The sequence below is a fragment of the Glycomyces sambucus genome (assembly GCF_900102815.1).
Taxonomy (GTDB): Bacteria; Actinomycetota; Actinomycetes; order Mycobacteriales; family Micromonosporaceae; genus Glycomyces; species Glycomyces sambucus.
On record NZ_FNGF01000007.1, the window covers coordinates 134707 to 158233 of the forward strand.

At 71.6% G+C, this 23527-nt stretch carries 19 protein-coding genes; 9 read left to right on the plus strand and 10 right to left on the minus strand.

Going from position 1 to position 23527, the window contains the following annotated elements:
* Positions 1-88: 88 nt before the first annotated feature.
* From BLS99_RS20910 to BLS99_RS20945, 8 genes are all read right to left on the minus strand, one after another.
* Positions 89-1333, minus strand: coding sequence for a hypothetical protein (locus BLS99_RS20910; protein ID WP_091053667.1), 1245 nt, complete (start codon positions 1331-1333; stop codon positions 89-91).
* 193 nt (positions 1334-1526) lie between these two features.
* Positions 1527-1910 (minus strand): 50S ribosomal protein L7/L12, encoded by a 384-nt coding sequence (gene rplL / locus BLS99_RS20915; RefSeq protein ID WP_091053668.1) that lies wholly within the window; start codon positions 1908-1910, stop codon positions 1527-1529.
* A 39-nt stretch (positions 1911-1949) separates the two neighbouring features.
* The gene (gene rplJ / locus BLS99_RS20920) at positions 1950-2486 is read right to left on the minus strand and encodes a 50S ribosomal protein L10 (RefSeq protein ID WP_091053669.1); all 537 of its coding nucleotides are present in this window, start codon (positions 2484-2486) and stop codon (positions 1950-1952) included.
* Positions 2487-2756: 270 nt separating this feature from the next.
* Entirely contained in the window at positions 2757-3452 is a 696-nt protein-coding gene (rplA, locus tag BLS99_RS20925) for a 50S ribosomal protein L1 (protein ID WP_091053670.1), read from the minus strand.
* Between the two features lie 87 nt (positions 3453-3539).
* Complete coding sequence (gene rplK / locus BLS99_RS20930; RefSeq protein ID WP_091053671.1) at positions 3540-3971, minus strand: 50S ribosomal protein L11; 432 nt, start codon at positions 3969-3971, stop codon at positions 3540-3542.
* A gap of 149 nt (positions 3972-4120) precedes the next feature.
* Positions 4121-4834 carry a transcription termination/antitermination protein NusG gene (nusG, locus tag BLS99_RS20935; protein WP_425432630.1) on the minus strand — a complete coding sequence of 238 codons (714 nt, stop codon included), beginning with the start codon at positions 4832-4834 and terminating at the stop codon, positions 4121-4123.
* A 297-nt stretch (positions 4835-5131) separates the two neighbouring features.
* The gene (gene secE, locus BLS99_RS20940) at positions 5132-5413 is read right to left on the minus strand and encodes a preprotein translocase subunit SecE (RefSeq protein ID WP_218126763.1); all 282 of its coding nucleotides are present in this window, start codon (positions 5411-5413) and stop codon (positions 5132-5134) included.
* A gap of 58 nt (positions 5414-5471) precedes the next feature.
* Complete coding sequence (locus tag BLS99_RS20945; RefSeq protein ID WP_091053674.1) at positions 5472-5993, minus strand: GbsR/MarR family transcriptional regulator; 522 nt, start codon at positions 5991-5993, stop codon at positions 5472-5474.
* A gap of 89 nt (positions 5994-6082) precedes the next feature.
* On the opposite strand from BLS99_RS20945, the gene BLS99_RS20950 reads away from it, so the two are divergent.
* From BLS99_RS20950 to BLS99_RS20980, 7 genes are all read left to right on the plus strand, one after another.
* On the plus strand, positions 6083-7003 hold the full coding sequence (locus BLS99_RS20950; RefSeq protein ID WP_091053675.1) for an ABC transporter ATP-binding protein: 921 nt from the start codon (positions 6083-6085) through the stop codon (positions 7001-7003).
* Entirely contained in the window at positions 7000-8625 is a 1626-nt protein-coding gene (locus BLS99_RS20955; protein WP_091053676.1) for an ABC transporter permease, read from the plus strand. The genes BLS99_RS20950 and BLS99_RS20955 overlap by 4 nt, the downstream gene beginning before the upstream one ends.
* A 112-nt stretch (positions 8626-8737) precedes the next feature.
* Positions 8738-11851, plus strand: a complete 3114-nt coding sequence (locus BLS99_RS20960) for an ATP-dependent DNA helicase (RefSeq protein WP_091053677.1) — start codon at positions 8738-8740, stop codon at positions 11849-11851.
* Positions 11844-14942 carry an ATP-dependent helicase gene (locus tag BLS99_RS20965; protein WP_091053678.1) on the plus strand — a complete coding sequence of 1033 codons (3099 nt, stop codon included), beginning with the start codon at positions 11844-11846 and terminating at the stop codon, positions 14940-14942. The genes BLS99_RS20960 and BLS99_RS20965 overlap by 8 nt, the downstream gene beginning before the upstream one ends.
* A gap of 108 nt (positions 14943-15050) precedes the next feature.
* On the plus strand, positions 15051-15521 hold the full coding sequence (locus BLS99_RS20970) for an Rv0361 family membrane protein (protein ID WP_091053679.1): 471 nt from the start codon (positions 15051-15053) through the stop codon (positions 15519-15521).
* A 110-nt stretch (positions 15522-15631) separates the two neighbouring features.
* The gene (locus tag BLS99_RS26405; protein WP_176953466.1) at positions 15632-15775 is read left to right on the plus strand and encodes a hypothetical protein; all 144 of its coding nucleotides are present in this window, start codon (positions 15632-15634) and stop codon (positions 15773-15775) included.
* Positions 15772-16164, plus strand: a complete 393-nt coding sequence (locus tag BLS99_RS20980; RefSeq protein ID WP_091053681.1) for a type II toxin-antitoxin system death-on-curing family toxin — start codon at positions 15772-15774, stop codon at positions 16162-16164. The genes BLS99_RS26405 and BLS99_RS20980 overlap by 4 nt, the downstream gene beginning before the upstream one ends.
* A 91-nt stretch (positions 16165-16255) precedes the next feature.
* Here the strand turns inward: BLS99_RS20980 and ileS are convergent, their stop codons facing one another.
* A complete protein-coding gene (gene ileS, locus BLS99_RS20985; RefSeq protein ID WP_091053682.1) occupies positions 16256-19402 on the minus strand; it encodes an isoleucine--tRNA ligase in 3147 nt (1048 codons plus the stop codon).
* 513 nt (positions 19403-19915) lie between these two features.
* On the opposite strand from ileS, the gene BLS99_RS20990 reads away from it, so the two are divergent.
* The gene (locus BLS99_RS20990) at positions 19916-22042 is read left to right on the plus strand and encodes an anthranilate synthase component I (RefSeq protein ID WP_091053683.1); all 2127 of its coding nucleotides are present in this window, start codon (positions 19916-19918) and stop codon (positions 22040-22042) included.
* A gap of 58 nt (positions 22043-22100) precedes the next feature.
* Here BLS99_RS20990 and BLS99_RS20995 read toward each other — a convergent pair whose 3' ends face one another.
* Entirely contained in the window at positions 22101-22529 is a 429-nt protein-coding gene (locus BLS99_RS20995; protein WP_143034893.1) for a hypothetical protein, read from the minus strand.
* A gap of 224 nt (positions 22530-22753) precedes the next feature.
* On the opposite strand from BLS99_RS20995, the gene BLS99_RS21000 reads away from it, so the two are divergent.
* Positions 22754-23332: a dihydrofolate reductase family protein gene (locus BLS99_RS21000; RefSeq protein ID WP_091053685.1), complete on the plus strand. Its 579-nt coding sequence runs from the start codon at positions 22754-22756 to the stop codon at positions 23330-23332.
* Positions 23333-23527 lie beyond the last annotated feature (195 nt).

A 23527-nucleotide genomic window follows, 5' to 3' on the forward strand; every position in this document is an offset into this window, starting at 1 on the left:
GAACGGAGCGGCCCGGGCCGCGCCCCATCTGCGCGACCCGGGCCATTTTTCCCCGATAGAGAGGTGGTCTTCGTTCGAACGGTGCCCGCTAGGCGTCCAGGAGCTCCTGGGCCTTGGTGATGGCGTCGTTCATCTCCTCCTGCCAGCCGTACACGTCCTGCTCGATGGCCGCATAGGCCTCGACGTGGACCTCGGCGTACGCCTTCTCGGAGGCGTCGGCGTACCCGGTCTCCTCACCGCACTCGGCGAAGTCGACGGCCGTCTGGATCTCGTACGCCTTCCACTCCTCGTAGGTGGTGCCGGCGGCGTCCGGGATCGGCGGGACCTCCGCGTCGGAGTCGCCGACCATCATGTCCTTCTCCTCCTCGGTGGCGTTCTGGTAGTACAGCGTGCCGAAGAACTCCCACACCGGCAGCGAGTTGTACTGGTCGAACTCCCAGCCCTCGTAGCCGCGGGCGCTGATGCAGTCGACGAGCTCGGTCTGGAGGTCGACCATCTTGTCGCCGTACTCGAGTTCGATGTCCTCCCACATGGTCTCGTCGCCCCAGGTGGGGTTCTCGGGACGGTAGGTCCAGTAGGAGTACGACTCCTCGGCGCCGCCCTCGCCCTCCCAGGTGTCCTCGGTCAGCGTGGGCTCGCCCCAGAGGGCCTCGATCATCTCGAGCTGGCAGCCGCCCGGCTTGGGCTCGGGCTCCATGTCCTCTTCGACGTCGATCTCGCCCTCGGCGGACTCCTCGCCCTCGACGACCTCCTCCTCGGCGAACTCGCCCTCGCCGGACATCATGTCGGCGTAGTCCTGGGCCGAGCCGTACTGCCACTCGGCGTACTCCTGGCCCTGGTAGGCGACGTACCAGCCGTACTGCTCCTCGGGCTCGAGGGCGTCCCAGTCGGTGGTGTCCGGCTCCTCCCAGCCGTCCTCCTGGTACTCCTCCTCCTCGGCGGCCCAGTAGTCCTCGGTGGCCGGGTCCTCCCAGCCGTCGGGGCTGTTGGCCCACTGGCCGAAGCCGTACTCGGCGGCCTCCTCGGCGTCGACGAGGAAGGACTCGTGGGGGTAGTACTCGGTGAGCGACTCCTGCTCGGGGCTCTCGTAGGGCTGGAGCATCCAGGGGTCGTGGACGGTGTACCCCTGCTCCTCCAGGCACTGCTCGACGACCCGGAACTCGGCGCTGGCCAACTCGGCTTCGATCCGGTTGCTCTCGTTGACCATCTCGACGAGGCGGTCCTCATCGGACTTCTCGTCCTCGCCGCCGAGGCCGAGCATCCCGCAGCCGGCGGTGGTCGCCAGCAGCGCGGCGGCGCCAATCGCGGCGGCTGCCCCTCTTCTCCCGGGCATCGTCGTTCTCCTTGCGTGTCAGGTGTGTCTACCCGCAAGACGAGTCGGTGCGCGGCTTTCGTTGCAAGGCTCCGGGGAATCTTCTGAAAATCTCTCAGGTGGCACGAAACCGGGGTCCCGCCGCGCGATGCGGCGGAACCCCGGGTTCCGTACCAAGGGCTGGGAGGCCCCTTGAGCAGATGCAGTCCGAGGACTACTTGAGCGAGACGGTGGCGCCGGCGCCTTCGAGGGCCTCCTTGGCCTTCTCGGCGTCTTCCTTCTTCGCACCCTCGACGACGGCCTTGGGGGCGCTCTCGACGAGCTCCTTGGCCTCCTTGAGGCCGAGCCCGGTGAGGGCGCGCACCTCCTTGATGACCTTGATCTTCGACTCGCCGGCCGACTCGAGGACCACGTCGAACGTGTCCTTCTCGACAGCGGCCTCCTCGCCGCCGGCGGCGGGGCCGGCAGCGGCCACGGCGACGGGGGCGGCGGCGGTGACGTCGAACTTCTCCTCGAACGCCTTGACGAACTCGGAGACCTCGAGCAGGGTCATGCCCTCGAACTGCTCGAGCAGCTCTTCGGTGGACAGCTTAGCCATGGTGTGTTTCCTTTCCTAAAGTCTCGGACCTGCGGGGGACTACTCCCCTGCGGCCGCTTTCTTGTCCTGGAGCGCGGCACCGAGTCGCGCCACCTGCCCTGCGGGGGCGGCGACGACGGCGACGGCCTTCTGCGCGGTGGCCTTGAGCGCACCGGCGAGCTTGGCCAGCAGCACCTCGCGGGATTCGAGGTCGGCGAGCTTGTTGATCTCGTCGACGGAGAGGGCCTTGCCCTCCATGAACCCGCCCTTGATCACCAGGGCCTCGTGGGACTTCGCGAACGCGCGGAGGCCCTTGGCCGCCTCGACCGGGTCGCCTTCGATGAAGGTGATCGCGGTCGGGCCGGTGAACAGGTCGTCCAGACCGGTCACGCCGGCCTGGGTGGCGGCGCGCTTGGCGAGGGTGTTCTTGGCAACGCGGTAACGCGTCCCCTCGCCGAGGGAACGCCGGAGCTCGCGCAGTTCGGCAACGGTCAGGCCGCGGTACTCGGTGAGCACCGTGGCGGTCGCGCTGGAGAACTCGTCGGCGAGCTCGGCGATGGCGGTCGTCTTACCCGCCGGGTATTCCCTGTCAGCCATGTTTCCCTCCTTTCTCGGCTGGTCAATCCACAACCGTGCGGAGGCGACAAAAAAAGGCGCCCTCGCGGACGCCTCATCACTGGGACCTTCGGGCCGGAGCCCGCACCATGGTCGCTTCGAGTAGTCGCCCTACGTCGGTCCCCGGAGGTTTACAACCGCGCGAGGCGGTGGCCGAACGGTCTATGGGTTGTTGCCGCAAGCGTACCAGCGCATACGCGACAGCCCCGGCGCAGGAGTCCTGCACCGGGGCTGCGTCACACTCTGCGAGCGCTACTTGATCTTGACCGCCTGCGGGTCGACCGGGATGCCCGGGCCCATGGTGGTCGAGATGACCGACTTCTTGATGTACACGCCCTTGGAGCTGGCGGGCTTCAGCCGCTGGACCTCTTCGAGGGCCGCGCTGTAGTTCTCCGCGAGCTGCTCGGCCGAGAAGCTGGTCTTGCCGATCGGCAGGTGCAGGTTCGCGTGCTTGTCGACGCGGAACGCGATCTTGCCGGCCTTGATCTCGGTGACGGCCTTGGCGACGTCGGGCGTGACGGTGCCCGTCTTCGGGTTCGGCATGAGGCCGCGCGGGCCCAGGATCCGCGCGATCCGGCCGATCTTGGCCATCTGGTCGGGAGTGGCGACGGCGGCGTCGAATTCGAGCCAGCCCTCGGAGATCCGCTTGACGAGCTCGTCGGAGCCGACCTCGTCGGCGCCGGCGGCCACGGCGGCCTCGGCCTTGTCGCCCTCGGCGAAGACGATGACGCGGACGGTCTTACCGGTGCCGTGGGGCAGGGAGACGGTGCCGCGGACCAGCTGGTCGGCCTGGCGGGGGTCGACGCCGAGGCGCAGGGCGACCTCGACGGTGGCGTCGAACTTGGTGGGCGAGGTCTCCTTGGCGAGACCGGTCGCCTCGGCCGGCGCGTAGAGCTGCGTCCGGTCGACCTTCTTGAGCAGGTCTTGGTACTTCTTGCTGCGCTTCATGTTCATCCTTCGGATGTCGTGGTGAGGGCGGCGCGCGCCCTGCCACTGGGTTCGGTGCCGGCGGACCGGCGACGTTGGGTGGAGCTCTTAGCCCTCGACCGTGATGCCCATGGAGCGGGCGGTGCCGGCGACGATGAGCGACGCGGCGTCGAGGTCGTTGGCGTTGAGGTCGGGGAGCTTCTTCTCCGCGATCTCGCGCACCTGGGCCTGGGTCACCTTGCCGACCTTGACGCGGTGCGGCTCGCCCGAGCCCTTGGGGACGCCCGCGGCCTTGAGCAGGAGCTTGGCGGCCGGCGGGGTCTTGAGGACGAACGTGAACGAGCGGTCCTCGTACACCGTGATCTCAGCGGGGACGACTTCGCCGCGCTGGGCCTCGGTGGCCGCGTTGTACGCCTTGCAGAACTCCATGATGTTGACGCCGTGCTGACCGAGGGCGGGGCCCACCGGCGGAGCCGGGGTGGCCTGGCCACCCGAGAGCTCCAGCTTGAACGTCACAACGGCCTTCTTGTTGGGAGCCATCGTGTCCTTCTCTTCCTGGGATGGCGCGGGGCTGGATCCCCGCGCCTGCTTCGAGCGCACAGCAGCGCCAAGCAGCTGTACGCAACCGTTCCAGGGTACCCGCCCGGCGGCCGGGCCCCTGGAGCGAGGTGTGTGAGCTGTAGCTCGCGCTACAGCTTCGAGACCTGGTTGAAGTTGAGCTCGACCGGCGTCTCGCGGCCGAAGATCGACACGAGCACCTTGAGCTTCTGCTGCTCGGCGTTGATCTCGGCGATCGTGGCGGGCATCGAGGCGAACGCGCCGTCGACGACGGTGACCGACTCGCCCTCGGCGAAGTCGACCTTGATGTCGTCGCCGCCGCCGGAGGCGTCGGCGGAGGACTCGTCCTTGGGCTTCTGCTCGGGCGGGAGCAGCCACTGGATGACCTCGTCGAGCGGGAGCGGGCTGGGCCGGTCGGTGCGGTCGACCACGCCGACGAAGCCGGTCACGCCGGGCGTGTTGCGCACGACGGAGTAGGACTCGGGGGTCATCTCCATGCGGACGAGCACGTAGCTGGGGAAGACCTTGGCCTCCACCTTGGACCGCTTGCCGTTCTTGATCTCCACCTCGGTGTGGGTGGGGACCTCGATCTGGTAGATGTAGTCCTCCATGTCGAAGGACTGGATGCGGTTCTCCAGGTTCGAGCGCACGCGGTTCTCGAAGCCGGCGTAGGAGTGCAGCACGTACCACTCGCCGGGGGCGAAGCGCAGCTTGGCGCGCAGCGCCTCGGCGGGGTCGACCTCGGGCTCGGACGGCCCGGCCGCCTCGTCCTCGTCGATCTCCGGCTCGTCTTCGACGTCCGCGACCTGCGCGGCCGCGGCCTGCGCCGCGGCCTCTTCCTTCAGGGCCTCGTCGAACTCAGACACGCTTGACTCTCATTCCGGCTCGGTGTGCCCGCGGGTCGGCGGGACACGGCGACTGTGCTTCGGTTTCTCGGATGCGGCGGCGCTGCGCCGCCCTGCGGCACGCGGGTCCGCACTGCGCGGATCCCGCCGCCTGTGAAGTCGCGCGCCGGCGGAACCGGCGCGCGTCATACCCACTAGGGTAGCCGCTCTGCGGCGCGGTGCGCCTCAGGCACCGTCGAAACGGCGCAGGTCACGCGAACCGCCCGCGCGCTCGCACGGGGAGCGGGCCGGGACGCGCTAGGAGTCGGCGCCGAAGGCGCGGCGGACGAGGTCGCCGAAGAGGAGGTCGAGCCCGCCGATGTACGCCATCATGATGCCGACGAAGACGAGCACCACGATCGAGTAGGTGATGAGCTGGCGCCGGGTCGGGTAGACGACCTTCCGGAGCTGCTCGACCACCTCGCGCAGGAACCGCCCGAGCTTCTTGAAGGGGTTGCGCTCGGCGGTCTTCTCGCCCTGCCTGCGGGTGGGACGACCCTTGTCGGCGGTCGCATCGGAGCGGCTGGTGTCGTCGGCCACGTCGGCTTCCTCCAGGGTTCGTCTCTGATCGGGGCGGTCAGGGTTGCAGCATACCGGACTAGCCGGACGCGCCCGCGTCGCGGCGTCGCGCTTCGTAAGCGGCGCTGAGTTCGAGGCGGCGCGCGTTCCAGTGCTCGTGCATCAGGCGCATCTCGACCTTGATGAACTCCATGAACGCGGCGGTCTGGACGAGCCGGTCGCGCCCGGGCCCGGCGGGGAGGGAGTCGATGCCGATGAGCGCGGTGTCGCGGTAGCGGTCGAGGAAGCCGGAGCGGTCGAGCATGATCGAGCCCCAGATGTCCTCCTCGTTCAGGCGGTAGACGTCGGCGCGGGTGGAGGGCCGGCGGGTCTTGAAGACCAGGCCGGCGGCGAGGAGTTCGCGCACGGCCCCGGAGACGGCGGCGAGGCTGATGCTCAGGCCCTCGGCGATCTCGGCGGCGGTGTAGGTCTCCTCGTCGTCCACCAGGATGTAGGTGAAGACGCGCGCGGCCATGCGCTGCATGCCGCTGGAGGTGAGGATGCCGGCGAACTGCTCCACGTACTCGAGCATGGCCTCGCGCTCGGCGGTGTGCTCTTCCATCGCTGTCTCCCCGCTCCTGATGGCTCTTGATGATATCTTGACACGCCACGAGTTTCACAAATTTGTGAAATCTATGTTAGCTTGAGTTCATGAACGCAGTGATCCGCACTGAGAACCTGGTCAAGCGCTTCGGTCACGTGACCGCGCTCGATCATCTCAACCTCGAAGTGGCCCAAGGCGAGACCCACGGCTTCCTGGGCCCGAACGGCGCCGGCAAGTCCACCACCATCCGCGTCCTGCTCGGCATGCTCCGCTCCGACGAGGGCCGCGCCGAGCTCTTCGGCGCCGACCCCTGGAAGGACGCCGCCGAACTCCACCGGCGCCTCGCCTACGTGCCCGGCGACGTCGCCCTCTGGCCCGGCCTCACCGGCGGGGAGACCATCGACCTCCTCGGGCGCCTGCGCGGCGGCATCCACCGCGGCCGGCGCGACGAGCTCCTGGAGCGCTTCGACCTCGACCCGCGCAAGAAGGGCCGCTCCTACTCCAAGGGCAACCGGCAGAAGGTCGCCCTCGTCGCCGCGTTCGCCGCCGACGTCGACCTGCTCCTGCTCGACGAGCCCACCTCCGGGCTCGACCCGCTCATGGGCGCGGTCTTCAACGAGTGCGTCAAGGAGGCCGCCGCCCAAGGGCGCACGGTACTCCTCTCCAGCCACATCATGAGCGAGGTCGAGGCGCTGTGCGAGCGGGTGAGCATCATCCGCAAGGGCGCCGTCGTCGAGACCGGCTCCCTCGCCGAGATGCGGCACTTCTCCCGCTCGCGGCTCGTCGCGACCCTCAAGAACCCCGTCGCGGGCCTGGAGGGCGCCGAGGGCGTCCACGACCTGCGGACCGACGGGCTGAACCTCGACTGCTCGGTCGACGCCTCCGCCCTCGACGACGTGCTCGCGCGCATCGCCGCGGCCGGCGTCACCGCCCTCGTGTGCGAGCCGCCCTCGCTGGAGCAGATCTTCATGCGCTTCTACGGCGACGAGCTCGCCGCCCACGGCGTCCAAGAGGAGCAGGCGAAATGACCGCCACGGAGATCGAGGACGGCCTCGGGACGCTCGCCGGCACCGGCAAGCTCCTGCGGTTCCAGGCCCGCCGGTCCCGCCTGTACCTGTTCTGGTGGACCGCCGGCATCGCCGGGTTCACCTTCATGACCGTGCCGGTCCTCGCCGACCAGTACCAGAGCGCCGCCGAACGCGCGGCCTTCGCCTCGACGATGAGCTCCCCCGCGATGCTCTCCATGAGCGGGCCGATGCAGTACGTCGACGCCTACGCCGACTCGATCGGCGCGCTCTTCACGCACCGGATGCTCCTGTGGACCGGCGCCATGACCGCCGTCATGTTCGTCCTCCTCGTCACCCGCCTCACCCGCGCCGACGAGGAGACCTCCCGCTCGGAGGTCATCCGCTCGCTCCCCGTCGGCCGCCGCGCCGACCTCGCGGCGGCACTGCTGCTCAGCGCCGCCGCCGCGGTCGTCCTCGGCGGACTCCTCGCGCTCGCCGCGTCGGGCCTCGACGGCGGCGACGCCGCCAGCGCGCTCCTGTTCGGGGCCGCGCACACCGCGATCGGGATCGTCTTCGCCGCGCTCACGGCGGTCGCCGCGCAGCTGAGCGAGAACGGCTCGACCGCCACCGGCTACGGGCTCGCCGCGCTCGGCGCGTCGGTGCTCTTCGCGGGCGCCGGGAGCGCCGAGGGGAACTGGGTCTCGTGGCTCTCGCCGATCGGCTGGGCGCAGCTGACGTTCGCGTACACGCCCGAGCAGGGGTGGTGGCCGCTCCTGGTCGCCGCGGCCGTGGCGGCGGCGGCCGTGTGGACGGCGTTCACGCTGGTGTCGCACCGCGACTTCGGGCAGGGCATGTTCGCGGCCCGGCGCGGCCGGGCCGAGGCGAAGGCCGGGCTGAGGAGTGCGACGGCGCTGACGTTCCGGCTCACGCGGGGGCTCGTCTGGACGGGCGTGGTCACGACGCTGCTGCTGGGCCTGGCGTACGGGTCGGTGCTCGGCGGCGCGGACGAGTTCGCCGACGGCCTCTCGGAGGCGCAGCAGGCGATCCTGGACCGGGGCGGGAATTCGCTCCAGCTCTCGTTCGCGACGACGTTCATCTCGGTCAACGCGATCGTCGCGGCCCTGTTCGGGGTCCTGGTGGTCGGGCGCGGGCGCAAGGAGGAGACGGTGGGGCGCGGTGAGCTGCTGGCGGCCTCGCCGGTGGCGCGCAGCGGCTGGCCCGGCTCGTACCTGCCGGCGGCGCTGGTCACCGCGACCCTGACGAACGCGGTGGCGGGGGTCGGGCTCGCCGCGGGCGGGTCGGCGGGGGACGGCGACCTCGCGGGCAAGATCCTCATCGGCACGCTCGTGCAGCTCCCGGCGATCTGGGCGCTCATCGCGTTCGTGTTCGCGGCCTTCGCGTGGCTGCCGCGCGCGGGCTGGCTGCGGTGGCTCGCCTGGACGTGGACGCTGCTGGTGGTCTACTTCGGCGGGCTGCTGGACCTCCCGGAGTGGTCGATGGCGCTCTCGCCGTTCGACCACCTCGGGAACTACCCGGCGGAGGACTTCTCTCAGGCCGCGCTCGTCGTGCTCACCGCGGTCGCGGCGGTGCTCGCGGGCCTGGGCTACCTGGGGCTGCGCCGCCGGAGCCTGCACTTCAACTAGAAGCCTCGACTGGAAACCGGGCGCCGCCGGTCCGACACCCCGGACCGGCGGCGCCGACCCGTCCGGGCGGCGGGGACCGGGTTGTCGTACCCCTGTGATTCATTGTGGTTCCATGGGCAGCGTGTTGGACCACCGCATCCACGACCTCCGCTACGAGTTGACCGATCCGCCCGCCGAGGCGGCGTTCGCGCTCGACCCGGCGCAGCGGTCGGCCGTCGATCACGCCGCCGGGCCGCTGCTGGTGCGCGGCGGGCCGCAGACGGGCAAGACCGAGGCGCTGCTGCGGGCGGCGGCCGCGAAGGTGGAGGCCGGGGCGGACCCCGCGTCGATCCTGTTCTTCGGGCTGCGCCGCCAGGACACCGCGTACCTGCGCTCGCGCCTGAACACCGCCACCGCCGGGCTCTCGGCGGCGGAGATCGGGGTGTTCACGTTCCCCGCGTTCGCGTTCGCGGTGCTGCGCTCGGCCGCGGCCGTGGACGGGCGCGAGGAGCCGCGGCTGCTCACCGGCCCCGAGGCCGACGCGCTCATCCGGTCGATGCTCGAAGGCGAGGACTTCGGCTGGCCGGCGGGGTTCGACGAGGCGGTGCGCACGTACGCGTTCGCGCAGCAGCTGCGGGACCTGGTGCTGCGCAGCGGGGAGCGCGGCCTGTCGGCGCCGGAGCTGACCCGGCTGGCGCTCGACCACGACCGGCCGGAGTGGGCGACGGCGGCGCGCTTCTACGACCGGTACGTCACGACCCTCGCGCTCCAGTCGATGTCGAGCGCGCTGTACGACTCCGCGGAGATCGTGCGGGCCGCCGCGGCCGCGCTCCGCGCCCGGCCCGAACTCCTGCCGCGGCCCTCGTGGGTGTTCGTGGACGACCTCCAGGACGCGACCCCCGCGCACCTGCGGCTGCTGGAGCTGCTGGTCGGGGAGCGCGGGAACATCGTCGCGGCCGGGTCCCCGGACGCGGCCGTGTTCGGCTACCAGGGCGGCGACGCGGAGTCGGTGCGGGAGTTCCCGTTCCGGTTCCCCGCCGCCGGCGGCGACGAGGCGCCGACGGTGCAACTGAACGACGTCCACGGGGTGGCGCTCGCGCCGCTCGCGGCGACGGCGGTCCTGTCGCGGCGGCTGCGCGGGTCCGACCGGGACCGGCGGCGGGGCACCACCGCCGAGGCCCAGGGCCGCGCCGACGTCGTCTACCTGCCCTCCCCCACGCGGGAGGCCGTCTACATCGCGGACGTGGCGCGGCGCTCGCACCTGCTCGACGGGGTCCCCTACGGCGACATGGCGGTCGTGGTGAAGTCGGCCTCGTCGATCCCGCAGATGCGGCGGGCGATGCAGCACGCCGGGGTGCCCACGAGGCAGGCCGCCGACGACGTGCCGCTCCCGGCGCACCCCACGGTGCGCGACCTGCTGCGGGTGGTGCTCGTGGGCCGCCACCCCGAGCGGCTCGACGAGACCGTCGCGGCCGGGCTCCTGCACTCCCAGTTCGGCGGCGCCGACCCGTTCGCGGAGCGGCGGCTGCGCCAGGAGCTGCGGCGCCTCGCCGTGGCCGCCGACGACTTCTCCCCCGGCGCCGACCTGCTCGTGGAGGCCCTCGCCGAGCCCGCGAAGATCGCGGCGCTGCCGGAGGAGGACTGGGCCGCGCCCGCGCGGCGCCTCGACGCGCTGTTCACCGCGGCCCGCGAGGGCGGCGGCATCACCGAGACACTGTGGACGGTGTGGGAGGCGTCGCAGCTGAGCGACCGGCTGCGGCGGCGGGCGCTGTCGGCCGATCGGCGGGCGCAGCGCGCCGACGCCGAGCTCGACGCGGTCATCGCGATGTTCGACCTCGCCGCCGACTACGAGAGGAAGCAGCCCGGCGCGCTGGTCGACGTGTTCTGCGAGCACGTGCTCCACCAGCAGCTCCCCGGCGACTTCCTCTCCGCGCGCGCCGAACTCGGCGACGCGGTGACGCTCGCGACCGCGCACGCCGCGCACGGGCGCCAGTGGCAGTTCGTGGTCGTCGCGGGCGCGCAGGAGGGCGTGTGGCCGAACCTGCGGCCCCGCGGCTCGCTCCTGGGCGCCGAGGCGCTGGTCGACGTCCTCGACGGGCGCGCCGACGTCGACCAGGTCGCGCAGCTCCTCGACGAGGAGCGGCGGCTGTTCTACAACGCGTGCACCCGGGCGCGCACGCGGCTGCTGGTGACGGCCGTCGACTCCGACGACGCGCAGCCGAGCCGGTTCTGCGGGGAACTCGGCCTGGACCCGGTCACCGCGCCGAGGCGCGGGCGGCCGCTGAGCCTCGCGTCGCTCGCGGCCCGCCTGCGGGAGGCCGTGGTCGACTCCGGGCACGGCGAGCGCGACGCGGCCGCCGCGGGGCTGCGGCGCCTCGCCGAGTCGGGCGTCCCGGGCGCGGACCCGGCCAAGTGGTGGGGGCTCGCGCAGCTCTCGGACGAACGCGCGCTCGCGCTCGCCGGGGAGACGATCCGCATCTCGCCGTCCCAGGTGGAGACCACGGCGCAGTGCGGGCTGCGGTGGGTCCTGGAGTCGCACGGCGCCGACGACGGCGACCTGCTCCCGCGGCACCTGGGGACGCTCCTGCACGCCGCCGCCGAGGCGGTCACCGTCGACCCGGCGGCCGACCCGAAGACGGTGATGGAGCAGGTCGTGGGCGAGCACTTCGACCGGTTGCCGTTCGAGGCGCCGTGGCACGCCGAGCAGCAGCGGCGCCGCGTCTCCGGTGCGGTGGAGCGCTTCGCGGCCTGGCTGAGCACCAACCAGCGCGAACTGCTCGGGGCCGAGCGGTCCTTCCGGGTGAAGCTCGAACTCGGGCCGCCCGGGGTCGAGGTGGTCATGTCCGGGCAGATCGACCGGCTGGAGCGCGACGGCGACGGGCGCCTGTACGTGGTCGACCTCAAGACCGGGAAGAACGTGCCGCGCGCGAACGAGGTGCAGACGCACGCGCAGCTCGGCGCGTATCAGCTCGCGGTGTCCGAGGGGGCGTTCGCGGAGGGGAGCGAGCCCGGCGGCGGCGAGCTCGTGTACCCGAACGTGGACAACAAGAAGGCCATCCGGATCGTGGCGCAGGGGCCGCTCGGCGAGGGCGAGAACCCCGACTGGGCGCGCGAGGCCGTGGCCGAGGCCGCGAACCGCATGGCCGGCGACGTGTTCGAGGCGCGCAACACCAGCAAGTGCGCCACGTGCAAGATCAAGCAGTGCTGCCCGATCGCGGACGAGGGACGGCAGGTCACGGATGAGTGAGGCGCGGGTGGACGAGGTGCGGGCGGGCGAGGCCCGGGCGCGGCGCTTCAGCGCCCTGGGGCTCGCGAACCGGCTGGGGGCGAACCGGCCGACCGACGAGCAGGAGGCGGTGATCGAGGCCGGGCGCGACCCGATGCTCGTCATCGCGGGCGCGGGGTCGGGGAAGACCACGACGATGGCCGACCGGGTGGTGTGGCTCATCGCGAACCGGGTCGTGCGCCCCGAGCACATCCTCGGGCTCACGTTCACGCGCAAGGCCGCCGCGGAGCTCGCGGCGCGCATCAGGGACAAGCTGCGGCGCCTGACCGAGTCGATCCCCGAGCTGGCGGAGCTGCACGGGGAGCCGTCGGTCTCGACGTACAACGCGTACGCGGGCAACCTCGTCGGCGAGCACGGGCTGCGCATCGGCATCGAGCCGGGGACGCGGATCGTCACCGACACCGGCCGGTGGCAGATCGCCCGGGACCTGGTGTGCGCGTGGGACGGCGAGATGAGCGAGTTCGACGTCGGCATCGACGAGGTCACCAAGCGGGTGCTCCAGCTCGCGGGGCAGCTCGCCGAGCACCTGCGCGACGGCGCCGACCTGCGGGCGTTCGGCCGCGACCTGTACGAGGAGCTGGAGGAGCGCACCAACGGCAAGCCCCTCAACGAGGAGTTCCGGAGCCTGGCGTCGCTGCGGCGCAAGTACGACCAGCTCCTGCCGCTGGTGGAGGCGTGGGACCGGCGCAAGCGCGAGCTCGCCGTCATGGACTTCGCCGACCAGCTCTCGCTCGCCGCGCAGCTCGTCGGGGGCGCGCCCGAGATCATCCGCTCCGAGCGCGACCGGTGGCGCGTGGTCCTGCTCGACGAGTACCAGGACACGTCGTTCTCCCAGGTGTCACTGCTGCGGGACCTGTTCGGCGGCGGGCACCCCGTCACGGCCGTCGGCGACCCGAACCAGTCGATCTACTCGTGGCGCGGCGCCTCGGCCGGGACCCTCCAGCGGTTCCCCGCGGACTTCCCGTCCGCGAGCGGCGTGCCCGCGAAGCTCGCGTACCTGACCAGGTCGTGGCGCAACCGGGAGGCCGTCCTGGAGGTCGCGAACACCGTCTCGGCGCCGCTGCGCGCCGAGAACGTGCCGCCGCTGACCGTGGGCGCGAAGTTCGACGACGAGCACGGCTCCGGCTCGGTCGAGTCGGCCATGCACCTCTCGGCGGCCGACGAGGCCGACTGGATCGCCGCGCGGCTCGCCGCCGTGTGGCGCCCCGGCGAGGAGGAGACCGCGGCCGTCCTCATCCGCAAGCGGCGCCAGATCCCCGCGCTCCACCGGGCGCTCACCGGTGCCGGACTGCCCGTCCAGGTGGTCGGTTCGCTCGGGCTGCTGTACTTCCCGGAGGTGGCCGAGACCGTCGCGATGCTGCGGGCGGCCTCCGACCCGATGAACGGCCCCGCGCTCATGCGGCTGCTCGCCGGGAACCGGTGGCGGATCGGTCCCCGCGACATCGCCGCGCTGTGGGCGCGCGCCCGCGAACTCGCCCCCGACTCGCGCGGCTTCGAACCGGACGCCGGCGTCGAGGCCGAGGCGTCCCTGGCCGACGCGCTCGGCGACCCCGGTCCGGCCGAACGGTACTCGACGATCGGCTACCTGCGGTTCGGGCAGCTCCACGAGGAGCTGAGCTGGATCCGGAGCCGCCTCGGGCAGAGCCTGCCCGACGTGGTGGGCGACGTCATCACCCACACCGGACTCGACGTCGAGGTCATGCTCCACCACGGCGACCTGTCGAACCTCGACGAGTTCACCGACGTGGCGGCCTCGTACGAGAACGACACCGCAGGGGCGAGCATCCCCGGGTTCCTGTCCTATCTGGAGACCGCGGCCGAGCAGGAGCGTGGCCTCACCGTGGAGGGCGCGAACCCCGCCGGGGGCGTGGTGCAGCTGCTCACCGTCCACGCCGCGAAGGGCCTGGAGTGGGACGTGGTCGCGGTGCCGGGCATGTGCGAGGGCATCCTGCCGACGACCAAGCGCGACTCGACGTGGGTCTCCGACGCCGCCCGGCTCCCGTACCCGCTGCGCGGCGACGCCGACAACCTGCCGGTCCTGTACCTCGACGAGGCGCACGTCCCCTCGGAGGTCGCGAAGGCGGTCAAGGCGTTCAAGAAGGACGACCACGAGGCGAACCTGAGCGAGGAGCGGCGGCTCGCCTACGTGGCCGTCACCCGCGCCCGCCGGGCGCTGCTCACCAGCGGCTACTGGTGGGACGCCGACAAGCAGGGCGCGCGCAAGCCGGCGCCGTTCCTCCAGGAGGCGCGCAGCGCGGGCGCCGAGGTGCCGGTATGGGCCGACTCGGGGCCGACGAACCCCCTCGAAGACCAGGCCCGGACCGCGCAGTGGCCGAGCAAGGCGCCCTTGGGGTCCCGGCAGGCGGCGTTCGCCGAGGCGGCCGAACTGGTGCTGTCCTCCCCCGAGCCCGGCCGCGAGGGGCCGCTGGCGCGCCAGTGGCGCGAGGAGGCCGAGCTGCTGCTGGCCGAGCGCGACGAGCGCGAGTCGGGCGTCGTCCGCCTGCCGCGTCCCGTACGGCTGTCGACCTCGCAGCTCATGGCGATGCGCGCCGACGAGGAGGGCTTCGCGGCCGAGCGGCGCCGCCCGATGCCGCAGCCCCCGCGCCCGGCGACCCAGCGCGGCACCGAGTTCCACTCGTGGGTGGAGGAGTTCTTCGGCGGCGGCACGCTCTTCGACCCGGCCGACCTGCCCGGTGCGGCCGACGACGCGGTGGACCAGGCCGACCTCGAACGCCTGAAGACCGCGTTCCGCGAGTCGGCGTGGGCGCGGCGGCGCATCGCGGCCCAGGAGGTGCCGTTCGTCATCGAGTACGAGGGCACGGTGGTGCGCGGCCGGATCGACGCGGTGTTCCATGGCGAGGACGGCGGCTACGACATCGTCGACTGGAAGACCGGCCGCCCGCCGCAGGGCGAGGCCGCCGACCACGCGGCGCTCCAGCTGCGCGTGTACCGGAGGGCGTGGGCGAGGCTCAAGGGGCTCCCGGAGTCCGAGGTGCGGGCGGCGTTCCACTACATCTCGTCGGACCACACCTGGTGGCCGGACCTTCAGTGAGGGTTCAGTCGCGGTCCGCCGCGGGTTTGCAACGCCCTTCTAATGTGGCTTGGGTGTTACACCGGCCCTACCCGGGGCCGGACCCGACCCCCCAGTTGATTGGACCTCATGAGCAGCAACGTCAACCTCCGCCGCGCCACCGCCCTGACCGGCGGCGCCTTCGCCCTCGCCCTCGCCCTGGCCGCCTGCGGCGCCGGGAACGACACGCCCGAGGGCACGGTCGAGGGCTTCCTCAAGGACGGCGCCGAGGACATGGTCAACGCCATGTTCGACGGCGACGGCGAGAAGGCCGCCGACATCGCCGGCGACTACTTCTGCGCCGACGACGTCGCGGGCGTCGAGGACGCCGCCGCCCAGTTCGAGGGCATGACCGACGAAGAGAAGCAGCAGATGGAGGAGATGGCCGGCGACACGTTCTCGATGTTCGAGGACATGTCCTACGAGATCGGCGAGACCACCGAGGACGGCGACACCGCCACCGTCGAGGTCTCCATCACCGCCAACGACGAGACGACCGAGGACTCCTTCGACCTCGTCAAGGAAGACGACGCCTGGAAGATCTGCGGCTACATGGCCTAAGCGGATCCGCACAGCGCGAAGGGGCCCGGCGAGCGATGCCCGCCGGGCCCCTTCGCGCCCAATGGAAATGTCCGTTGCGGCGCGACCCCGCCGGGCCCTACAGTCGCGCCATGACCGAGACCCCCGAAGCGAACGAGCACCCCGAGGCGCCCGCCGAAGACGGCGCGACCGCCGACCGGCGGCTGCGATTCGAAAGGCTGCTCGCCGAGGCCCTGGTCGAGGACCGCGAACTCCTGGACAGGCTGGCGACATGACCGACCGAGTCGACTACCTCGACCTCGCCGACCTGATGGCGGTGGCGCGGGCCGTCACCGGCCTGGCGCACCCGCCGGTGCGCGACCGCGGCCTCCTGGAGTCCGCCCTCGCCCGCCCGGCGACGAGCGTGTTCGGGCAGGAGGCGTTCCCGACGCTGCACGAGAAGGCCGCCGCGCTCTTCCACTCCCTCGCCCGCAACCACCCGCTCGCGGACGGGAACAAGCGCCTCGCGTACACGGCCGCGAAGGTCATGTACGGACTCAACGGCCTGCACCTGACGGTGCCGTCGGTCGACGAGGGCGACGCGTTCGTCCGCGCGGTCGCCAAGGGCGACTTCGAGGTCCCCGAACTCGCGGCCGCACTCGCGGCCTGGACCTCGCCGCGCTGATCCGCGCCGAGCGGCGGCGATCCCCGCTTCGCGGACCACGACGCGAAGGGGCCCGGCGAGCGATGCTCGCCGGGCCCCTTCGCGTCTCGATCTACTGCTTCACGACCGCGGCCTTGACGGTCTCGCCCTCGCCCGCGTCGCCGGTGGTCGCGGTGTCGGGGAGGTCGGCGAAGGCCAGGTCGAGGGCCAGGGTCTCGGCCTTGACGAAGTCGAGGTGGGCCTCGACGGCGGTGCGGAGCGCGGGCGAGGCGTCGACGGTGACCGCCACGCGGTCGGTGACATCGAGGTCGGCGTCCTTGCGGGCCTGCTGGATCACGCGGACCAGGTCGCGGGCCAGGCCCTCGGCGGCCAGTTCGGGCGTGACCTCCGTGTCGAGGACGAGCACGCCGCCCTCGCTGGGCAGGGCCTCGGTGTGCTCGGCGTCGACCGCGACCATCGTCAGCTCGAACTCGCCCTCCTCCAGCACCACGCCGCCGGCGGTGACGGTGCCGTCCTCGGCGGTCCAGTCGCCGGCCTTGACGGCCTTGATGACCCGCTGCACGTCCTTGCCCAGGCGGGGCCCGAGCACGCGCGGGACCAGCTTCAGGTCGGACTTCGAGTATGCCTCGACGTTCGAGTCGAGCTCGACGGCCTTGACGTTCAGCTCGTCGCGCAGCAGGTCGGCGAACGGCGCCAGCCGCTCGGCGTGCGGGGTCGCCACCGTGACCTTCGCCAGCGGCAGGCGCACCCGCAGCTTGCGGGCCTTGCGCATGAACAGCCCGACCGAGGCGATGTCGCGCACCGCGTCCATGGCCTCCACGAGGGCGTGGTCGGCGGGCAGGTCCGCGGCGTCGGGCCAGTCGACGAGGTGCACCGAGCGCCCGCCCGTGAGGCCCTTCCAGATGTCCTCGGCGACCATCGGCAGCAGCGGCGCGGCCACCTCGGTCGCGGTCTTCAGCGCCGTGGCGAGCGTCGCGAACCCGGCCTCGTCGCCCTCCCAGAACCGGTCGCGCGAGCGGCGCACGTACCAGTTGGTGAGCGATTCGAGGTAGGCCCGGAATGCGGCCGTCGCGGCCACGAGGTCGTAGCCGTCCATCGCCTCGGTCATGGTCTCGACCAGTTCGCGGGTCTTGGCGAGCAGGTACCGGTCGAGCCGGTGCTCGGAGGCCAGCGCCGTCGCGCGCGCCTCGGCCGGGCTCGCCTCGTAGCCTGAAGCGCCGGCGTAGAGCGTGTAGAAGTACCACGTGTTCCACAGCGGCAGGACGATCTGGCGGACGGCGTCGCGGAAGCCGGTCTCGGTGACGGGCATGTCGCCGCCGCGCAGGACCGGGGACCCGACGAGCGACCAGCGGACCGCGTCGGAGCCGAACTGCTCGAAGGACTCCCGGACGTCCGGGTAGTTCTTGAGCGACTTGGACATCTTCTGCCCGTCGGCGCCCAGGAGCGTGCCGTGGACGACGGCGGTGCGGAACGCGGGCCGGTCGAACAGGGCCGTGGACAGGACGTGCAGCAGGTAGAACCAGCCGCGGGTCTGCGCCGTGTACTCGACGATGAAGTCGCCGGGGAAGTGGTGCTCGAACCAGTCGGCGTTCTCGAACGGGTAGTGGACCTGCGCGAACGGCATGGACCCGGACTCGAACCAGCAGTCGAGGACCTCGGGCACGCGGCGCATGACGGACTTGCCCGTGGGGTCGTCCGGGTTGGGCCGCTCCAGCTCGTCGATGTAGGGCCGGTGCAGGTCGGTGACGTGCACGCCGAAGTCGCGTTCGAGCTCGGCGAGGGAGCCGTAGACGTCGACGCGCGGGTAGGCGGGGTCGTCGGAGACCCACACGGGGATCGGCGAGCCCCAGAAGCGGTTGCGGCTGATGTTCCAGTCGCGCGCGTTGGCGAGCCACTTGCCGAACTGGCCGTCCTTGATGTGGCCGGGGGTCCAGTCGATCTCCTGGTTGAGTTCGACCATGCGGTCGCGGAACCGCGTCACGGCCACGAACCACGCGGAGAGGGCGCGCTGGATCAGCGGGGAGCCGCAGCGCCAGCAGTGCGGGTAGTTGTGGTTGTAGGTGTCGTGGCGCAGCAGGCGCTGGGTGGCCTTGAGGTCGCCGATGATGAGCTTGTTCGCGTCGAAGACGTGCACGCCCGCGTAGGGGGGCACCTCGTCGGTGAACTTGCCGGAGTCGTCGACGGGGACGACCGGTTCGATGCCGGCGGCGTCGGTGACGACCTTGTCCTCTTCACCGAAGGCGGGGGCGATGTGGACGACGCCGGTGCCGTCCTCGGTGGTGACGTAGTCGGCGGTGAGGACCTGGTGGGCGTTCTCGCGTCCGGCGAAGAAGTCGAACGGCGGGTTGTAGCGCAGGCCGACGAGGTCGGCGCCCTTGTGGCGGGAGAGGACCTCGGGGTCGTCGCCGAGTTCGCGCGCGTAGGCGGGGAGGCGGGCCTCGGCGAGGAGGTAGCGGCCGTCCTCGGTGGCGACGACGGCGTAGTCGACGTCGGGGTGGACGGCGGCGGCGAGGTTGGACGGCAGCGTCCAGGGCGTGGTGGTCCAGACCAGGAGCTTGACGCCGTTCAGGGGGCCGTCGTCGACGACGTCGAGGCCGACGGTGACGGCCGGGTCCTGGCGGTCCTTGTAGGTGTCGTCCATCTTGGTCTCGGTGGCGGCCAGGGGGGTCTCGCAGCGCCAGCAGTACCAGAGCACGCGGTAGCCCTCGTAGACCAGGCCCTTGTCGTACAGGGTCTTGAAGGCCCACATGACGCTCTCCATGTAGGTGAGGTCGAGGGTCTTGTAGTCGTTCTCGAAGTCGACCCAGCGGGCCTGGCGGGTGACGTAGTCGTGCCATTCGCCGGTGAACTGGAGGACGGACGCCTTGGCGGCGGCGTTGAACCGGTCGATGCCGTACGCCTCGATCTCGGCCTTGGTCTTGAGGCCGAGCTCCTTCTCGGTGGTCACCTCGGCGGGCATGCCGTGGGTGTCCCAGCCGAAGCGGCGCTCGACGCGGCGCCCGCGCATGGTCTGGTAGCGGGGGACGATGTCCTTGACGTACCCGGTGAGGAGGTGCCCGTAGTGGGGCAGGCCGTTGGCGAAGGGCGGGCCGTCGTAGAAGACGAACTCGTTGTCGCCGTTGTCGCCTGCGGCCCGGGCCTCGATGGACGCCTGGAAGGTGTCGTCCTTGGTCCAGAAGTCGAGCACGCGGCGCTCGACCTCGGGGAGGTTCGGGCTCGCGGGTACGCCCCGCCGGGGGTCGTCGAGTGGATAGGCCATGGGACCCGGGTCTCCTCACACACGCCTTGCTGGTCGGTGTGCGAGGACGATCCGTCCCTCGGTCGGTGAGGGCGGCCCGCGGTACCACCTCGCTTGGCGCACGGATGCGCCCGCTCGTTCGGCGGCGGTGACGGGCCGCATCCGTCCGGGTCTAGTGGGGCCCTCCCGCGGTGTTCGCACGCCGCGGCGGGCCGGTTCTTCCGGAAGCTCGCCGGTGATGGCCGGGTCGACGCTGTTGGCAGCAAGTGTAGCGCTGCCCGGCGGGGTGCCCGCGAGCGATTTAGGGCGCCGCGCGGCGCGCCGTCACCGGTCGGCGTCCCACGGTGCGGACATGTAGCATTCCGGGTGTGAGCATCCACGCGAACAACTGGTGGTGGCGTCGCTGAGGCGGCGTCCTGCTTTTGCGTGCGAGCGAAGTGAGCGACCGTCTGACAGGCGGTCGCTTCGTCGTATCCGGGGCCGGCCGCTGCTGGACGGTAGTGAGACCCAGTACTTCTTGAGGAAGAGGCCCTGATGACAGTGTTCGATACCCCGTCGGGAGTGACGGTCGAGCGGACGGTGGCCGAGCTCGACTCGCCCGACCTGACGTCCGTGGTGGCGCAGGTCGAGGCGCGCCGCGGCGGCGTGCTCTCCAGCGGCATGGAGTACCCGGGGCGCTATTCGCGCTACCACCTGGCGTACGTCGACCCGTCCCTGGAGGTCGTGGCGCGCGGCCGCTCGGTGACGGTGCGGCGGCTGAACGCCCGCGGCTACCTGCTGGTCGACGTCCTCGCGGACGCGCTGGAGGCGGCCGGGGTCGGCGCGGTGACGCGCACCGACGACGAGGTGCGCGTGGAGGTGCCGGTGCCGGAGGGCCGGGTGCCGGAGGAGCTGCGCTCGAAGCTGCCGACGGCGTTCTCGGCGCTGCGGGTGGTGCTCGACGCGCTGCGCTGCGACGACCCGTACCTGGGCCTGTGGGGGGCGTTCGGGTACGACCTGGCGTACCAGTTCGAGCCGATCCCGTACGCGAAGGACCGCCCGGCCGACCAGCGCGACCTGGTGCTGCACCTGGCGGACGAGCTGTACGTGGTGGACCGCAAGCGCGAGACCGCGCAGGTGCGCCGGTACGAGTTCTCGTTCGGCGGGCGCTCGACGAAGGGCCTGCCGCGCGGGACCGAGTCGCTGGACTACGTTCCGGCCGAGGTGATCCCGGAGGGGCCGGTGCCGGGCGTGTACGCGGACACGGTGCGGCGCGCGAAGCGGGAGTTCAAGGCGGGCAACCTGTTCGAGGTCGTCCCGGGGCACGAGATGTACACGGCGTGCGATTCGCCCACGGCGTTCTACGAGCGGCTGCGGACCGCGAACCCGGCGCCGTACGAGTTCATCTTCAACCTGGGCGAGCGGGAGTACCTGGTGGGGGCCTCGCCGGAGATGTTCGTGCGGGTGCAGGGCGACCGGGTGGAGACGTGCCCGATCGCGGGGACGATCGCGCGCGGCGAGGACTCGCTGCACGACGCGACGCAGATCGCGGCGCTCATCGGCTCCCCGAAGGAGGAGTCGGAGCTGACGATGTGCACCGACGTGGACCGCAACGACAAGGCGCGCGTGTGCGTGCCGGGTTCGGTGAAGGTGCTGGGGCGCAGGCAGATCGAGATGTACTCGCGGCTGATCCACACCGTGGACCACGTCGAGGGCCGGCTGCGGGAGGGCATGGACGCGCTCGACGCGTTCCTGACGCACATGTGGTCGGTGACGGTGACCGGCGCCCCGAAGACGTGGGCGATGCGGTTCATCGAGGAGCAGGAGACGACGCCGCGGCGCTGGTACGGCGGCGCGGTCGGGTTCGTGGGCTTCGACGGGTCGATGAACACGGGGCTGACGCTGCGGACGGCGCAGATCCGCGAGGGCGTGGCGCGGGTGCGCGCGGGCGCGACGCTGCTGTACGACTCGGACCCGGACGCGGAGGAGGCCGAGACGCACCTGAAGGCGCGGGCGCTGCTGGAGACCGCGGCCGGGGGCGTGGGCGCGGCGGCGCCGGTGCCGGAGCCGATCGACGTCGCGGGCGGTCCGGCCGGGGCGGGCCGGCGGGTGCTGCTGGTCGACCACGAGGACTCGTTTGTGAACACGCTCGGCGACTACTTCCGCCAGCACGGCTGCGAGGTGACGACGCTGCGGTTCGGGTTCGACGCGCCGTCGACGCTCGACGAGCTGGCGCCGGACCTGGTGGTGCTGTCGCCGGGGCCGGGCCGGCCGGAGGACTTCGGGACGGCGGCCCTGCTCGACGAGCTTGAGCGGCGCTCGCTGCCGGTGTTCGGGGTGTGCCTGGGCCTCCAGGCGATGGTCGAGCACGCGGGCGGGCGGCTGTCGCTGCTGGACGAGCCGAGCCACGGGAAGCCGGGGAACGTGAAGGTGACGGGCGGGGGCCTGTTCGACGGGCTGCCCGACGAGGTGACCGCGGCGCGGTACCACTCGCTGTACGCGACGGCGGACCAGGTGCGGGGCGATTTCACGCCGACGGCGGCGATCGACGAGGTCGTCATGTCGATCGAGGCGCCGGGCAGGCGGTGGTTCGCGGTGCAGTTCCACCCCGAGTCGATCCTGACGGCGGCGGGCGCGCACGGGCACCGGATCATCGGGAACGCGCTGCGCCTGACGGCGTGAGGCGGACATGAGGCGGGGCCGGGGAGCAGTGCTTCCCGGCCCTGTCACGTTCCGGTCCTTACGAGGTGAACTCCCAGTCCTGGACGCAGCCCCAGGCGCCGTGGCCCCAGTTGCCGTTCCAGTAGACCTCCATCCAGAAATCGCTGGAGAGGCCGCACGCGGTGTACTCGCCGCCGGCGACGCGGGTGCAGGAGGTCTGCACCCAGGCGCCGGCCGGGATGGACCCGATGATCGCGGAGCCCGCCTCGGCCTGGAGCCGGTGGTTGACGTTCTCGGCGAACCGGGCGCGGCAGGTGCGCGGCTCGGCGGCGGTGTCCGGTGCGGTCGCGTTCTCGATGCGCGCGGTGTCGATGAGCAGGCTCTCGATGCGCGACTTGACGGGCGTCGGCACGTCGGGCACGGCCGAGGCCGGTGAAGCGGCTGACAGCGACAGCGCGAACGCGGCCGCCGCGACACCGATGGCAGTGAAGATCCTCTTCAATACCATGATCACCCCTTTGGTGAATCTTGTTCTTGACTGCGCCTTGTGACGCACTCTTTACCTAAGTACGTCGAAGCGGGTAATTCACTACAAAACGGTCAATGTCGGGAACCTGACAGAACTCGTCCGGCGCGTCGGAGCGAATCGGCGCCGCCGCCGGGCCGCGTGTTCGAATGCGGTCATGTTCGGTTCCGGCGCCGGGTGTCGGTCGACCGTGGTTCGCTGTCCCGATGGCGAAAACCGTGTACAACACCGCGACCACCGTCGACGGGTTCATTGCCGACCCCGACAACTCCCTGGAGTGGCTCTTCTCGACCCCGGGGGGAACACCGGAGGCGCAGAGCGACGGCGCCGAGACGCCGCTCGACGAGATGGACGAGTTCATGAAGGGCGTCGGCGCGATCTGCATGGGGTCCACCACCTACGAGTGGATCCTCGAATACGAGAAGCTCCTGGAGCGCCCCGAGAAGTGGGGCTACCCGCAGCCCGCGTGGGTCCTCACCAGCCGCGACCTCCCCGCGGTGCCGGGCGCGAAGATCACGTTCGCGTCGGGCGACGTCGCGGCGGTCCACGCCGCGATGACCGAGGCGGCCGAGGGCAAGGACATCTGGCTCATCGGCGGCGGCGACCTCGTCGGGCAGTTCTACGACAAGGGCCTCCTCGACGAGATCCGGGTCAGCCTCGCCCCGGTCTTCCTCGGCGCCGGCGCGCCGCTCCTCCCCCGCCGCATCCTCGCCGACCGCCTCGAACTCATCGAGGCCAAGCCGAGCGGCCAGTTCGCGACCCTCGCTTACCGGGTGAAGCACTAGGGGAGGTCGACCAACCCCTGAGGGCCGCTTTCCGGCCCGCCCGCCCGGCCCTCTCGGCCCGGCCCGTGAGGGCCGGGCCGAGTGCGGTTTCGGGGCAGAGTGCTCAACGGTTGGAGCTGACTCCGGTCCACAGCCTTCGGGGGGCCTCCCCCCTCCCCCACCCCACCCTCCCCGTATTGCCGTCGGCGGCCGGCA

Coding starts and splice junctions, on each gene's coding strand:
- BLS99_RS20995 (WP_143034893.1), bottom strand. CDS start 22,529: ATGGTATTGAAGAGGATCTTCACTGCCATCGGTGTCGCGGCGGCCGCG.
- BLS99_RS20965 (WP_091053678.1), top strand. CDS start 11,844: ATGAGTGAGGCGCGGGTGGACGAGGTGCGGGCGGGCGAGGCCCGGGCG.
- BLS99_RS20960 (WP_091053677.1), top strand. CDS start 8,738: ATGGGCAGCGTGTTGGACCACCGCATCCACGACCTCCGCTACGAGTTG.
- BLS99_RS20990 (WP_091053683.1), top strand. CDS start 19,916: ATGACAGTGTTCGATACCCCGTCGGGAGTGACGGTCGAGCGGACGGTG.
- BLS99_RS21000 (WP_091053685.1), top strand. CDS start 22,754: ATGGCGAAAACCGTGTACAACACCGCGACCACCGTCGACGGGTTCATT.
- rplA (WP_091053670.1), bottom strand. CDS start 3,452: ATGAAGCGCAGCAAGAAGTACCAAGACCTGCTCAAGAAGGTCGACCGG.
- BLS99_RS20970 (WP_091053679.1), top strand. CDS start 15,051: ATGAGCAGCAACGTCAACCTCCGCCGCGCCACCGCCCTGACCGGCGGC.
- BLS99_RS20945 (WP_091053674.1), bottom strand. CDS start 5,993: ATGGAAGAGCACACCGCCGAGCGCGAGGCCATGCTCGAGTACGTGGAG.
- BLS99_RS20955 (WP_091053676.1), top strand. CDS start 7,000: ATGACCGCCACGGAGATCGAGGACGGCCTCGGGACGCTCGCCGGCACC.
- BLS99_RS20980 (WP_091053681.1), top strand. CDS start 15,772: ATGACCGACCGAGTCGACTACCTCGACCTCGCCGACCTGATGGCGGTG.
- BLS99_RS20950 (WP_091053675.1), top strand. CDS start 6,083: ATGAACGCAGTGATCCGCACTGAGAACCTGGTCAAGCGCTTCGGTCAC.
- rplJ (WP_091053669.1), bottom strand. CDS start 2,486: ATGGCTGACAGGGAATACCCGGCGGGTAAGACGACCGCCATCGCCGAG.
- rplK (WP_091053671.1), bottom strand. CDS start 3,971: ATGGCTCCCAACAAGAAGGCCGTTGTGACGTTCAAGCTGGAGCTCTCG.
- BLS99_RS26405 (WP_176953466.1), top strand. CDS start 15,632: ATGACCGAGACCCCCGAAGCGAACGAGCACCCCGAGGCGCCCGCCGAA.
- ileS (WP_091053682.1), bottom strand. CDS start 19,402: ATGGCCTATCCACTCGACGACCCCCGGCGGGGCGTACCCGCGAGCCCG.
- BLS99_RS20910 (WP_091053667.1), bottom strand. CDS start 1,333: ATGCCCGGGAGAAGAGGGGCAGCCGCCGCGATTGGCGCCGCCGCGCTG.
- rplL (WP_091053668.1), bottom strand. CDS start 1,910: ATGGCTAAGCTGTCCACCGAAGAGCTGCTCGAGCAGTTCGAGGGCATG.